Annotated in this window: 11 protein-coding genes; 2 read left to right on the forward strand and 9 right to left on the reverse strand. The window is 60.1% G+C overall.

Translation table 11 applies throughout. From position 1 onward, the window contains the following. Positions 1-45: 45 nt before the first annotated feature. Positions 46-1,566: a nucleobase:cation symporter-2 family protein gene (locus tag CAF79_RS21330; protein ID WP_085700168.1), complete on the reverse strand. Its 1,521-nt coding sequence runs from the start codon at positions 1,564-1,566 to the stop codon at positions 46-48. 349 nt (positions 1,567-1,915) lie between these two features. Between CAF79_RS21330 and CAF79_RS21335 the strand changes: the two genes are divergently transcribed. Beyond that, on the forward strand, positions 1,916-2,233 hold the full coding sequence (locus CAF79_RS21335) for a BrnA antitoxin family protein (RefSeq protein ID WP_085700169.1): 318 nt from the start codon (positions 1,916-1,918) through the stop codon (positions 2,231-2,233). Between the two features lie 3 nt (positions 2,234-2,236). Here CAF79_RS21335 and CAF79_RS21340 read toward each other — a convergent pair whose 3' ends face one another. The 4 genes from CAF79_RS21340 to CAF79_RS21355 form a co-directional block, all read right to left on the reverse strand. Further along, entirely contained in the window at positions 2,237-3,064 is an 828-nt protein-coding gene (locus CAF79_RS21340; RefSeq protein ID WP_085700170.1) for an arylamine N-acetyltransferase, read from the reverse strand. A 100-nt stretch (positions 3,065-3,164) separates the two neighbouring features. Then, positions 3,165-3,959 carry an exodeoxyribonuclease III gene (xth, locus tag CAF79_RS21345; RefSeq protein WP_085700171.1) on the reverse strand — a complete coding sequence of 265 codons (795 nt, stop codon included), beginning with the start codon at positions 3,957-3,959 and terminating at the stop codon, positions 3,165-3,167. Positions 3,960-4,034: 75 nt separating this feature from the next. Beyond that, positions 4,035-5,477: a mechanosensitive ion channel family protein gene (locus tag CAF79_RS21350; RefSeq protein ID WP_085700172.1), complete on the reverse strand. Its 1,443-nt coding sequence runs from the start codon at positions 5,475-5,477 to the stop codon at positions 4,035-4,037. A gap of 139 nt (positions 5,478-5,616) precedes the next feature. Further along, positions 5,617-6,483 (reverse strand): pirin family protein, encoded by an 867-nt coding sequence (locus CAF79_RS21355; RefSeq protein ID WP_085700173.1) that lies wholly within the window; start codon positions 6,481-6,483, stop codon positions 5,617-5,619. Between the two features lie 223 nt (positions 6,484-6,706). Between CAF79_RS21355 and dkgB the strand changes: the two genes are divergently transcribed. Next, complete coding sequence (gene dkgB, locus CAF79_RS21360; protein WP_085700174.1) at positions 6,707-7,510, forward strand: 2,5-didehydrogluconate reductase DkgB; 804 nt, start codon at positions 6,707-6,709, stop codon at positions 7,508-7,510. A 4-nt stretch (positions 7,511-7,514) separates the two neighbouring features. Here dkgB and CAF79_RS21365 read toward each other — a convergent pair whose 3' ends face one another. From CAF79_RS21365 to CAF79_RS21380, 4 genes are all read right to left on the reverse strand, one after another. Continuing rightward, positions 7,515-10,733 (reverse strand): transporter substrate-binding domain-containing protein, encoded by a 3,219-nt coding sequence (locus CAF79_RS21365; protein WP_085700175.1) that lies wholly within the window; start codon positions 10,731-10,733, stop codon positions 7,515-7,517. Positions 10,734-10,744: 11 nt separating this feature from the next. Continuing rightward, positions 10,745-11,371, reverse strand: coding sequence for a response regulator transcription factor (locus CAF79_RS21370; protein WP_085700176.1), 627 nt, complete (start codon positions 11,369-11,371; stop codon positions 10,745-10,747). A gap of 107 nt (positions 11,372-11,478) precedes the next feature. Continuing rightward, positions 11,479-11,913 carry a chemotaxis protein CheY gene (locus CAF79_RS21375; RefSeq protein WP_085700177.1) on the reverse strand — a complete coding sequence of 145 codons (435 nt, stop codon included), beginning with the start codon at positions 11,911-11,913 and terminating at the stop codon, positions 11,479-11,481. A gap of 108 nt (positions 11,914-12,021) precedes the next feature. Beyond that, the gene (locus tag CAF79_RS21380; RefSeq protein ID WP_064594791.1) at positions 12,022-12,738 is read right to left on the reverse strand and encodes an MgtC/SapB family protein; all 717 of its coding nucleotides are present in this window, start codon (positions 12,736-12,738) and stop codon (positions 12,022-12,024) included. Positions 12,739-12,740: the final 2 nt, after the last annotated feature.

Consider the following 12,740-nt stretch of genomic DNA (forward strand, 5'->3'; position numbering starts at 1 on the left):
ATCAGTTTCGCAACTGATCGGCCCTTTTCTATTCAGCAACAGCGGTCAGACATGCTCGCTGCTCTTGGCGTGTACCTTTGGCGCGCCATGACCGTGATCCGAATCCGGATCGATCACCGGTACTTCGTTGCCGTCGCAGTCATGCAGCTTGCCGTCGCTGAAGTAGTCGCCTTCACGCAACGCTGCCAGATCGCGATAACGCAGGGTCCGCTCTTCTGCCGCCGCAAACACCGACTGCTGATCCGAGTTGCCCGCCGTGAAGTGGTTGAACGCCAGGTTCAGCAGAATTGCCATGATCGCCGACGAGCTGATGCCCGAATGGAAAATGGTCGCGAACCAGCTCGGGAAGTGATCGTAGAAGTTCGGCGCGGCAATCGGGATCATGCCGAAGCCGATCGAGGTGGCAACGATGATCAGGTTGACGTTGTTGCGGTAATCAACCTTGGACAACGTGCGGATGCCACTCGCCGCCACCGTGCCGAACAGCACGATACCGGCGCCGCCGAGCACCGAAGTCGGTACTGCCGCGATGACCCGGCCCATGAACGGCAGCAGGCCGAGGATCACCAGGAAGATACCGCCGGTGGCCACCACATAACGGCTCTTGATCCCGGTCACCGCCACCAGCCCGACGTTCTGGGCGAAGGCGCTCTGGGTGAACGAGCCGAAGATCGGCGCAAACATGCTCGACAGCATGTCCGCCCGCAGGCCGTTGCCCAGACGCTTGGAGTCGACCTTGGTGCCGATGATTTCACCGACTGCCAGGATGTCCGCCGAGGTTTCCACCAGAGTCACCATGACCACAATGCACATCGACAGGATTGCAGCGAAGTGGAAGGTCGGCATGCCGAAATGGAAAGGTGTCGGGAAGCCGAACATCGGGCCCTGGGTGACGTTGGAGAAGTCCGCCATGCCGAGGAACACCGCCAGCACCGTACCGATCACCATGGCCAACAGGATCGACAGACGCGAGATGGTGGAGCTGCCGACTTTGCTCAGCAGCAACACCAGCACCAGCGTGACCGCCGCCAGACCGATGTTCTGCATGCTGCCGAAGTCAGGCGCGTGACTGTTGCCGCCCATGGCCCAACGTGCAGCCACCGGCATCAGCGTCAGACCGATGGTGGTGATCACGATGCCCGTGACCAGCGGCGGGAAAAACTTGGTGATTCGTGAAAACACCGGCGTGATCAGCAAGCCAATCAGCGACGCCGCAATCACCGCGCCAAGCACCGACTGGAAGCCGCCCTCCCCGCCACTGCTGACAATCGCCACCATAGTGGCAACGCCGGAGAACGACACACCCTGCACCAGCGGCAACTGACATCCGAAAAACGGTAAACCCAGGGTTTGCAGCAACGTGGCCAGCCCCCCCGCAAACAATGAAGCAGCAATCAACAGACCAATGTCCGCAGGCGAAAGCCCGGCGGCCTGACCGATGATCAATGGCACCGCGACGATACCGCCATACATGGTCAGAACGTGTTGCAGGCCGTAAGCCATATTCGCGCCGACCCCGAGATTCTCGTCCTCGGGCCGTTGGTGTGAAACATGGGGCGTTTTCATGGTGGGGGAGTTCCCTGGTTTTTGTTATGCGCACACTGTATGCAAGAGTCAGGACAAATGTCCATAGACTTGTATACAACTTATCAGTCACATAATGGTTAGCTAGCCACCCAACCTTCTATCCCGCTGCTTTCATCCCCCACAAATCCGGCAACACATCCTCATTCGAGTCCACGTTTTATCCGCCCAGGCTGAAGTGTTCATGGCGACCGACGGCGCGGTCGCACCCTTTTTTATACATATAAAGTATGCATAATTAAGTCATTCAAGATTCAGTTCGACAAAAGCAAGAATGCTGCCAACGCATTCGAGCCCAGCGAGCGAGGGCAACTTTGCGCAGAGGTGATCAATGAAGGATGAGTACGATTTCAGCCAAGGTAAACGCGGCGCCATCGCGCCCACCAAGGGCAAGACCCGCATCACCATCATGCTCGATGACGCGGTGATCGAAGCCGCGCGCGAGGTCGCTGAGAGCGAGGGCTATGGCTATCAGACGGTAATCAACAACACCCTGCGCCGCGCGTTGCTCGACAGCCGTGGCGCCACTGAGGAACTCGAACATTCAATCGGGCAATTCAGCGCCACCGACCTCAAGAGCCTCGAGAAAAAACTGTCGGCGGCCGTGAACGAGATCCGGCGGGTGCTGGAGCCGGAGGCAAAACCTTAGGTTTCAGACTGGCTGAATCAAGCGCGCCAGCGCCAGACGTGCACCGGGCTGGTGCGGCAAGCGCAAGCCGAATTCCCGTTCCAGTAGTTCGATCAGCTCATCGATATCCGTTACCTCACGCCGCTCGCTCTCGGCGCCCATGCGGTGGATCGCGAAACTGCCGTTGTTCAGCGTACGTCGCCAGCCGTCGCCGGTCCGCGCGACCATCAGGCGCTGGGCGAATGGCGAGTCCGGGTGAGTCGAGACGTACCAGTTGCCGAGGGTGTAATCGATGTCTTCCTGGCGTTGCAGGTCAAACAGGTACATTGGCCGCCATTCGCCAGCGACCCTGGCCCGCAGCATGTAGCCATCGGCCTGCACTTCGATGCGATACGGTTCGTGCGGCGTGGATTGCTCGGCGTCGGTATCGAGCACCAGCGGTGCGGTCGGCACCATGCCGCCGAAGCCGACATCGGTGATGTAGCGCACGCCGTCGAGGGTCACCAGACTCAAGCGATGGGTGCGCTCCGTCCAGCTGCCTTCGGGCCGATTAATGACCACACGTCCACTGATGCCCCGCGCCTCGAACCCCAGTTCCAGCAACAGCGCCAGAAACAGATTGTTCAGCTCGTAGCAGTAGCCGCCACGGGCGTCGTTAAAGACCTTGCGTTCGATGGAGGGCAGATCGATCAGAACGGGTTCGCCGCTTAGCGTCGACAGGTTTTCGAAAGGAAAGGCGCCGGTATGGCGCAATTGCAACAGGCGCAGGGTTTCAAGGGTCGGTGCCGGAGGCGCATCGAATCCCAGGCGTTGCAGATACTGTTTCAGATTCGTCAGGCGTGGCTCGCTCATTGCCGGGTCCTTTTGCATGGGCGCGGATCGTTCCGCCGATGGTCGCCATGTATACGGGATCCGGGCATCGAATCGACAATTGAATTAACCAATCACCTTTTTAGCGTCGTTTACGGGAGTCGATGCGAATCCACGTCGGCGCGTGGTCGCTGGCATGCGGTTCGTTGCGCACCCAGGCATCCACACCGGCCTCATGCAGATAAGGGCTCAGCTTGGGATTGAGCAGCAGATGGTCGATCCGCAGCCCGGAGTTCTTCTGCCAGTGCTGGCGGAAATAATCCCAGAAGGTATACAGCCGATCTTCGGGATAAATATGCCGCAACGAATCCGTCCAGCCCTGATCCAGCAATCGCTGGTAGCACTCGCGGCTTTGCGGTTGCAACAACGCATCCTTGAGCCAGGATCGAGTGTTGTAGATATCCAGATCCGTGGGCACCACGTTGTAATCGCCGGCCAGCACCACCGGGTGATCGCTGCTTTGCAGATCCCGGGCGTAATTGATCAGGCGCTCGAACCAGGCCAGTTTGTAGTCGAACTTCGGCCCCGGTTGCGGATTGCCATTGGGCAGGTACAGGCACCCCACCAACACCCCGTGCACCGCCGCTTCGAGATAGCGACTGTGTTTATCGTCAGGATCGCCGGGCAGACCGCGCCGGCTCTCCAGCGGTTGCGCATCGCGGGCAAGAATTGCCACGCCGTTCCATGACGCCTGACCGTGCCAGATGGCGCCGTAACCGGCGGCTTCCAGATCGGCGGCAGGAAACGCGCTGTCCACCAGCTTCAGTTCCTGCAAACAGACGATGTCCGGCTGCTCGCGCCTCAGCCACTCCAGCAGATTCGGCAGACGGGCCCGCAGGCCGTTGACGTTGAACGTGGCAATGCGCATTTTTTTCATCGTCCGGGTTCCTGCCATTGACCGATAAAAACTGTGACACCAGGCGCACCGCGACGGTTGCGTTGGATCCTCCGTTTACACGCGGTTGCGCAACCATTGCAGGAAACCTTTTTTCGGCACTGTCACCGGTGTTTCTTCCGTCAGTGATTGCGCCTTGTGCAGGCGGAAATCGAGCAGCGCCTTCATCGCGTCGTTGATGTCGTGACGGGCGTCCAGACAAGGTTTGAGATAAGACTTCTCGATGCGATACAGCGCACAGAAGGTCTTGGCGGAGAAGTCGGCCGGCAATGACGTATCGGACAGTATTCCCGCTTCGCCGATCACTTCGCCCGGTCCCATCCGTCCGGACTCGAACGGCGTGCCGTGGCGTTTGAGCGTCACCGAGACCACACCGGATTCGATGATGAACAGGTGATCACTGACCTCGCCGCCCGCAAGAATCACCTCGCCGGCACGGAAAGTTTGCAGGGTCATGTTCTGGCTGAAGGTTTCTTTCTCTTCCTGACGAAGCGTAGAGAAAATCGGCGAGCTGTCGAGCAACGCCCGTGGCCGCGAGAGATTGCTCGACACGCCCGGCTCAACGCTCGACAGCAGATTGACCCCGGACGCCTGCAGGTGCCGGTACGCCAGATCAAACAGCTGATTGCGCACCATACGTTTTTCGCTCATCGAGGCGACAAACCCGCTGATTTCATATTCGGTGCCGGCACTGCTGGAGCTCTTCAGCGCGACACTCGGCGCGGGGCTCTCCAGCAATTGGCGACAGCCCTGCATCGCCCGTTCCAGGGCATCGATCACCGAGCTGGGCCGCGCATGGGGGCTGACCTGCACGCTGACGGCAACCCCGAACATATTGCTCGGCCGGCTGAAGTTGATGATCTTGGCCTTGGCCGCCAGCGAGTTGGGAATCACCGCCATGCTGCCCTGACTGGTTTGCAGGCGCGTGGCGCGCCAGTCGATGTCGGTGACCCGCCCTTCCGTACCGTCGATGGAAATCCAGTCATCCAGTTGATAAGGCTTGGTGGTGTTGAGCACGATCCCGGAAAACACGTCGCTCAAGGTGCTCTGCAACGCCAGACCGACGATGATCGCCAACGCCCCGGACGTCGCCAGTACGCCTTTGACCGGCAGGTCCAGCACGTAGGCCAGCGCCGCGATGATCGCAATCAGGAAGATCACCGCACCCAGCAGATCCTGCAACAGCCGCCCGGTGTGCCCGACCCGCTGCATCATCACCGCGCCGATCAACACCGTCAGGGTGCGCGCGCCGAACAGCCACCAGCCGATCTGCAACCCGGTCGCCGCCAGGTGCAACGGCACGTTGTCGGCCCACGGCGCAGGCTCCATCGGGTTGAGCCCTTCGTTGAACAGCAGAAAGCTGAATAGAGCAAAGATCAGCACCCGTACCAACAGTTTCCACGCACTGCCGTGGGAGCTGATCAGACGCCACAGACCGAGATCGATCAGGATCAAGATCAAGGCGCAAAACAACGGATGATCGGTGAGCAGAGACAGCATCAAACAACTCCGACAGGGGCCAATCGCGAGAAGATCGCACAGATTGGGCTCAGTGTAGGAGTAATTGATTTGGCCGGATGAGTGCCACTGCGCACGCGCGAAAAAAACCGGCAGGCGCGCGTGGCGCCTGCCGGGATTTTCAGCCGTGCATCTGGCCGAAGCGGCCGGACTGGAAGTCGGCAAAAGCCTGGTGGATTTCCTGCTCGGTGTTCATCACGAACGGGCCGTGGCCGACGATCGGCTCGTCAATCGGCTCGCCACTGAGCAGCAACACCACCGCGTCCTGGCTGGCTTCGAGGGTGATTCGCTTGCCATCACGTTCAAACAGCGCCAGTTGCCCTTCGCGCATCGACTCCACACCGTTGATCCGGACCGACCCCTTCAACACCACCAACGCCGTGTTACGGCCTTCGTGCAGATCCAGCGAAAGCAACTTGCCGGTGTTCAGTCGCAGATCCCACACATCGATAGGCGTGAACGTGCGGGACGGGCCCTTCTGACCGTCGAACTCGCCGGCGATCAGGCGCAGGCTGCCGGCGCCGTCCTTGAGCGCGATTTGCGGGATATCACTGTCCAGAATGGTCTGGTAACCCGGCGCGGCCATTTTGTCCTTGGCTGGCAGATTCACCCACAGCTGCACCATTTCCAGGTTGCCGCCGGTTCTGGCGAAATTTTCCGAATGGAATTCTTCATGCAGGATTCCCGAAGCCGCGGTCATCCACTGCACATCACCCGGGCCAATGGTGCCGCCACTGCCGGTGGAGTCGCGGTGCTGCACTTCGCCTTCGTACACGATGGTGACGGTCTCGAAGCCACGGTGCGGATGCTGGCCCACGCCACGACGTTCGGTGGTCGGGGTGAATTGCGCAGGCCCGGCGTGATCCAGCAGCAGGAACGGGCTGATGTGCTTGCCCAGGTTGTCGTAGGAAAACAGGGTACGCACCGGAAACCCATCGCCGACCCAGTGGCCGCGAGGGCTGGTGTAGATACCGATAAGGTTTTTCATGGTGGACTCCGTCATCAGGTTGATCGTGGGGGCCGATCATAAATTCGCTACGTATTTAGCACTAGTCGGCCAAAACCGTCCTCATCGTTCTATTAATGGAACGATGAGCAAGCGTGGTGATTCGTGACTTTCAGTCAACAGTACTTTGTGCCGACAGCGGTTTTTCCCAAGGAATCAGACGCGGATACTCCTGCTCATTCCCACTGCAACCCTGGAGTCCTGCATGTCTGTTCCCGCTTTCGGTCTTGGTACGTTTCGTCTGCAAGGTCAGGTGGTCATCGATTCGGTGAGCACTGCCCTTGAGCTCGGTTACCGGGTCATCGACACCGCACAGATCTACGAAAACGAAGCCGACGTGGGCGAGGCCATCGCTGCCAGCGGCATCGCCCGCGACGAACTGTTCATCACCAGCAAGATCTGGATCGCCAATTTCGCCAAAGACCGCCTGATTGAAAGCCTCAAGGAGAGCCTGCAAAAGTTGCAGACCGACTACCTCGATCTGACGCTGATCCACTGGCCGTCGCCGGAAGATCAAGTGTCGGTCGAGGAATTCTTGGGCGCCCTGCTGGAAGCAAAGCGCCTGGGTCTGACCCGGCAGATCGGCGTGTCCAACTTCACCATCGACCTGATGAAACAGGCAATTGCTGCGGTCGGTGCGCAGAACATCGCCACCAACCAGATCGAACTGCACCCGTACCTGCAAAACCGCAAGGTCGTGGAATTCGCCCGGAGTCAGGGCATTCAGATCACGTCGTACATGACCCTGGCCTATGGTGAAGTGCTGAAGGATCCGCTGATCGTACAGATCGCCGAGCGTCTGCAAGCCACTCCGGCTCAGGTCACCCTGGCGTGGGCGCTGCAGTCGGGATACGCGGTGATTCCGTCGTCGACCAAACGCACCAACCTGCAAGGCAACCTGGGCGCCACGGCGTTGACCCTGAGCGACGCCGACATGGCGCTGATCGCCACACTGGATCGCGGCCATCGCCTGACCAGCCCCACAGGCATCGCGCCGCAGTGGGACTGACCGGTCAGGCCTGAAGCTGCTGCGCGAGGTCTTGCATGGCCACGCGCAGCAAATCGATGGCGGCCGTCAATGCCGCGTCGGGTTGATCGTCATGGCAGGCTTGCTCAAGTCCTCGACACGCCGAGATCACGCGCTCGGCACCGATCATGTGTGCCCCGCCCGTGACGTGATGCGCCAGATCGCGCAATCCCGCGCGATCACCGTGTCGGCCTGATTCGTCCAGACGCTGCAGGTCGATGCGCAAGCTGCTCAGCATTTCCCCACGCAACTGTTCGATCAGCGGATTGTCGGCGCCTGCCAGTTGCAACAGCGCACTCAGGTCGAACTCGGCCACTGCCGAATCGTCCACGCTGGCGGCCTGCGCGCCCTCCGGTACGGCGGCCATCAGGGCCTGGTTCAATTCGTGCAGCAGCACCGGTTTGAACAGGCAATCGTCCATCCCGGCCGCCCGGCATCGCTGCTTTTCTTCCATCTGTGCATTGGCGGTAAAGCCGAGGATCAGGCAGGGCGCCCTGCCCGTCGCGGCTTCTTCCTGGCGCACTGCTCGCGCCAGCTCGTAACCGTTGAGCCCGTGCATGTTGATATCGGTGATCAGCGCATCGAAGGATTGCCTGCGCCACAGCACCAGCCCCTCTTCACCGCCACCGGAGTCGACGGCGCGATGCCCCAGTTCACTCAACTGCCGACACAACAACAGGCGATTCACCGGATGGTCATCCACGACCAGCACGTTCAGCGACTTCACCGTCGTCGCCACTGGCGGCGGTGCAGCTTCTTGCCCGAGTGGCGCCAGCACAGGCAGCTCCAGGCGCAGCATGAGCTGAGTGCCGCGGTTCAACTCGCTGCTCATCCACAAATCACCGCCCATCATCCGGCACAGGTTGCGACTGATCACCAACCCCAGACCTGAACCGCCATGCGCCACGGACTGATGATCGCCGACCTGTACAAACGGATTGAACAGTCGCTGCTGATCCTCAATGCTGATCCCCCGCCCACTGTCTTCGATGATCACGCCCACTTCAATCAGCCCGTCCCGTTCTGAAAACACGCGCAAGCGCAGGCTCACCTCGCCGTTGTCGGTGAATTTGATGGCATTGCTCAACAGGTTCGACAGCACTTGCTTGAAACGCAGGGGATCGAGCATCACCTCGACGTTGCTGAGCTCATCCAGTTCGACATGCCACAACAATTGTTTCTGCCGGGCCAGACCCTCGAAAATCCGACACACCGACACGACCACTTCGCGCAGATTGGCGCGCTCGGGGGCCAGTGACAAATGCCCGGACTCGATGCGTGCGATGTCGAGAATGTCGCCGATCAATGCCAGCAATTGCTGCCCGGCAGTGGACGCGACTTCGATAGCCTGGCGATCGGTCACGCCTTCATCGGCACGTTTGAGCGCCAGTTCGAGCATGCCGGTCAGGGCATTCATCGGTGTGCGGATTTCATGACTCATGGTCGCCAGAAACGTACTTTTGGCACGATTGGCTTCGTCGGCCGCCTCCTTGGCCTCCTGCAACTGACTTAGCCATTGCTGACGCTGGCGGATCTGCCGACGCTGAAAACCGATCCAGCCCAATGCCAGCAACAGCAACCCGGCAGCAACGGCAAACCCGCGCAATATTTGCTCGCGATGACGCTGCCAATAGCTGTCTTGCAGCACCACGTTACGACTCCAGCGTGCGACCAGGCCGTCGATTTCCTGCGGCGCGATGCTCAGCAGTGCCTTGTTCAGAATCGATTGCAACTGAGGCGAGTCGAGCGCCGTGGCCATGGCAACCCGGGCCGGCTGATCGCCCAGCGTGGAGACAATCCGCAAGCGATCGCGGTACTGGTGATCGATCTGGTAACGCGCTACCAGCAACGAACTCAATGTCGCATCAGCCCGACCATCGAGCAGCGCCCGTGTGCCATCGGCCGGACTCGGCAACTCGATCAGGTTGATCTGCGGCACATGCTCCAGCAGGTAATCACGCAACGGATCGCCGCGATAAAGCGCCACACGCTTGCCCGTCATGTCGTCCAGACTACGCGGCCCCTGTGCCTTCGAATCGGCAATCAGCACAAAGGGGCTGTTGACGTACGACCGGGTGAACAGCATTTCTGTTTCGCGCTCGCGGCTCAGTGTCATCACAGACAACAGGTCCAGTTTTCCGCTTCTGAGTTGTTCGACCTGACGATCAAGAGACTGACCGCGCACCACCTCGAACGTCAGCCCGCTGCGCTGACTGATCAGGTTGAGCAGTTGGGCCGCCAGCCCACTGAAGCGACCGTCGGCGTCAAAGAACGCGAGTGGCGCAAAGTCATCGACAGCACCGACCCGCACTACCGGATGCTGATCCAGCCATTGTTGCTCGCTATCGCTCAGGCTTACCCGCGACTGCGCCGCCCTGTCGGCACGCCCGGCACTCCAGCGCAGCTCCATCGCCAGCCGCTGCTCCATGGGAATCGCCAGCAGGGCTTTGTCGACCAGACGTTTCAAGCGGTTGTTGCTGCGGGTCAGGGCAAAACCGAAGGGGTTGGCGTCCAGGCCCGAGGGCCCGGCCAGTTGCAGGTCGTTTTGAAAATGGGTGTTGATCAGGTAGCTGGCGCTGATGAAATCGCCGAGGTACAGATCATCCCGGCCAAACGCGACGGCGCCGAGGGCATCGAGGATCGATCGATAGCGCTGCAGGGAAGCTTGCGGGTAAGCCTCTTCGATGGTCGAAGCGGGCAGATAGTCGTCCACCATGGCGATGCGTTTGCCGTTGAGATCACTCGGCAACGCCTCATTGAGCCGGGTCAGCCACATCGGCTGATCCTCGGCATAGGCGCGCGACAGCATCAGTTGGGGATCGGCGATTTCGAAGTTGTTCGACGTGCCCAGCAGGTCAAGATCCCCGGCCTTGAGCGCGGCCATGGCGCTTTCGCGGTCGGGATAGCACCAGACCTCGACGGCAATGTTAAGTATCTGGGCGATCGCGTCGGCGTAATCGGCCGTGAGACCTTCCAGTTCATGGCGTTTGCGGGTCAGTTCAAAGGGCGGGTAATCCGGCCAGGAGGCACCGATGCGCAATACCCGGTGCGCGCTCAGCCACTGTCTGTCCTGCTCATCCAGACGAATCTGCACCCCCTCCAGACGGGTGCGGGAGACGATTTCCAGCCTTTGCGCCTCGGAGGCGTGCACTGCGCTTGCAAGCAACAGTATCGACAGAAGCACAACCCGCAGACGACCTATCATGGGGCAACCGATCAAAACAGGCCGTTGCGTTTGACAAACTCTCGCAAGACCACCAGCGAGGTCACTCCGAGTTTCTGCATCAAGCGGGTCTTGTAGGTACTGATGGTTTTGTGACTGAGGTTCATCGCCAGAGCAATGTGCTTGTTGGACTCGCCTCTGGCCAGCTTCAGCATGATCTCCATTTCACGGGTGGACAGAAGTGCGATCAGCTCTCGCTCATCGCGATGCGCTTCGGTTTGCCCGGTATTGACCGCAGGCATTTCGGGGAAGTAGGTATAACCCGACCGCACGGCCTTGATTGCATTTTGCAAATGCTGCATCGAGGCGGACTTGGCGACAAAAGCCATCGCCCCCGCACGTCGGCAGCGCATCAGATAGTGTTCAGGATCGGCCGAGGTGAAAATCACCACCTTGCAGACCAGCCCGACGGCCCTGATGCGCGCCAATACCTCCAGACCACCGAATCCGTTGAGCTTCAGGTCGAGCACGACCAGTTCCGGCGCGTGCTCCCGGAGCATTGGCACCACATCGACACCGCTGGTAGTCACATGAATCGGTTGGTAACCCGCCGACTCCAGAACCAGGCGAAGGGCACCCACCACCACCGGATGATCATCGACGATCAATGCTGAACCCATGACCACTCCCGAGGCGAATACATGCCATGACGCCGCCGATCTTGCATGAACGGGACTATTGGTAGCCGCGCTACAACTGTTGCACGGTGTGAGCGCTGGATCACCTGTCAGATCTGACAGTTGTTCGATAGAGCGATCTGTGATTGAGCACCCGATGAGGGCCCAAACGAAGCCTCGACCGAGGTCATCAGCTGCTCGATCGCGCGGATTGAAGGCAGAGGCGCAGGACTGGTGATGATCTTTGCGCCAAAGTGCTCGGGAACCCCTGAGGCGTTCGCCGGTTCACCGTAGACCAGCGCCCGCCGGACTTGCGGATGATCAAACAGGAAACCACGAAGATCCGCTATCCCGCCCGCCAGTTCGGCATTGATCACCAGGACATCGAATGGCTCACAGCCGTAATCGACCAGCGTCAGCAGTTCGGCAAGGTTTTGCACCGGGGCAATGCGGTAGTAATCGAGCCCATTGAACAGGCGCTCGATCTTCATCCGGTGAAAGTGCTGCAAGTCGGCGATCAGGATGCGCAGGGTTTTGTCGGTCAACGTGAAAGTCCGGGTAGTCGCTTCAAGTGGCGGCAAGACTACCCAAGCGCCGAGGCATGCTCTGTAGGACTTTTCCGAAAAAAGATGTCACTCATCCGGACAAAAAAGTTACTCCGTGGTACTCGGACTCCAGAATGCCTGCACCACCAGCGCCGAGGTCGAGATTCGCGCTACCAGCGCATCCAGCTCATCACCGTCCACCGAAGTCGTCGCCAGAGTGGCTTCGATCTCGATTTCATCGGCTCCGAAAGCGTGCACATCGACATCACTGGCCGGGTAATTGCTGCGTTCCAGCTCGGCTTCAAGCAGCGCAAATACGGCTTTCTGCTGCGAACGCCGGGCGATGACGTAAACGATGTTGGTGACTTCTGCCGAGACCACATCGAGCGGCTGACGGTTGATGTTGTTGACGATCGGCCGCAGCAAGGTGTTGGCGGCGAGCACGAACAAGGTGCCCAGCACCGCTTCGGCCAGCAGGTCGGCGCCGGCACAGGCGCCGACCGCCGCCGAGGTCCAGAGCGTGGCGGCAGTGTTGAGGCCGCGCACGTTGCCCTCTTCGCGCATGATCACGCCGGCACCGAGAAAGCCGATACCGGACACCACGTAGGCGACCACCCGCACCGCACCTTCGGCACCGGCCAGACGGTTGGCCATGTCGACGAAAATCGCCGCACCGACCGCCACCAGCACGTTAGTGCGCAAACCCGCCGTGCGTTGCCGGTACTGGCGTTCGAAGCCGATCAGGCCGCCGAGGATGAAGGCCGCGCTGAGACTGACCAGGGTGTCGAGCAATGAGGTGAGGTTGAGATTGTTGATGGCTTGCATGT

The organism is Pseudomonas sp. B26(2017) (assembly GCF_002113045.1).
Classification (GTDB): Bacteria; Pseudomonadota; Gammaproteobacteria; order Pseudomonadales; family Pseudomonadaceae; genus Aquipseudomonas.

Bases quoted from the DNA above. Each gene is read 5' to 3' on its own strand.
- CAF79_RS21330 (WP_085700168.1), bottom strand. From the start codon at position 1,566: ATGAAAACGCCCCATGTTTCACACCAACGGCCCGAGGACGAGAATCTC.
- CAF79_RS21335 (WP_085700169.1), top strand. From the start codon at position 1,916: ATGAAGGATGAGTACGATTTCAGCCAAGGTAAACGCGGCGCCATCGCG.
- CAF79_RS21340 (WP_085700170.1), bottom strand. From the start codon at position 3,064: ATGAGCGAGCCACGCCTGACGAATCTGAAACAGTATCTGCAACGCCTG.
- xth (WP_085700171.1), bottom strand. From the start codon at position 3,959: ATGAAAAAAATGCGCATTGCCACGTTCAACGTCAACGGCCTGCGGGCC.
- CAF79_RS21350 (WP_085700172.1), bottom strand. From the start codon at position 5,477: ATGCTGTCTCTGCTCACCGATCATCCGTTGTTTTGCGCCTTGATCTTG.
- CAF79_RS21355 (WP_085700173.1), bottom strand. From the start codon at position 6,483: ATGAAAAACCTTATCGGTATCTACACCAGCCCTCGCGGCCACTGGGTC.
- dkgB (WP_085700174.1), top strand. From the start codon at position 6,707: ATGTCTGTTCCCGCTTTCGGTCTTGGTACGTTTCGTCTGCAAGGTCAG.
- CAF79_RS21365 (WP_085700175.1), bottom strand. From the start codon at position 10,733: ATGATAGGTCGTCTGCGGGTTGTGCTTCTGTCGATACTGTTGCTTGCA.
- CAF79_RS21370 (WP_085700176.1), bottom strand. From the start codon at position 11,371: ATGGGTTCAGCATTGATCGTCGATGATCATCCGGTGGTGGTGGGTGCC.
- CAF79_RS21380 (WP_064594791.1), bottom strand. From the start codon at position 12,738: ATGCAAGCCATCAACAATCTCAACCTCACCTCATTGCTCGACACCCTG.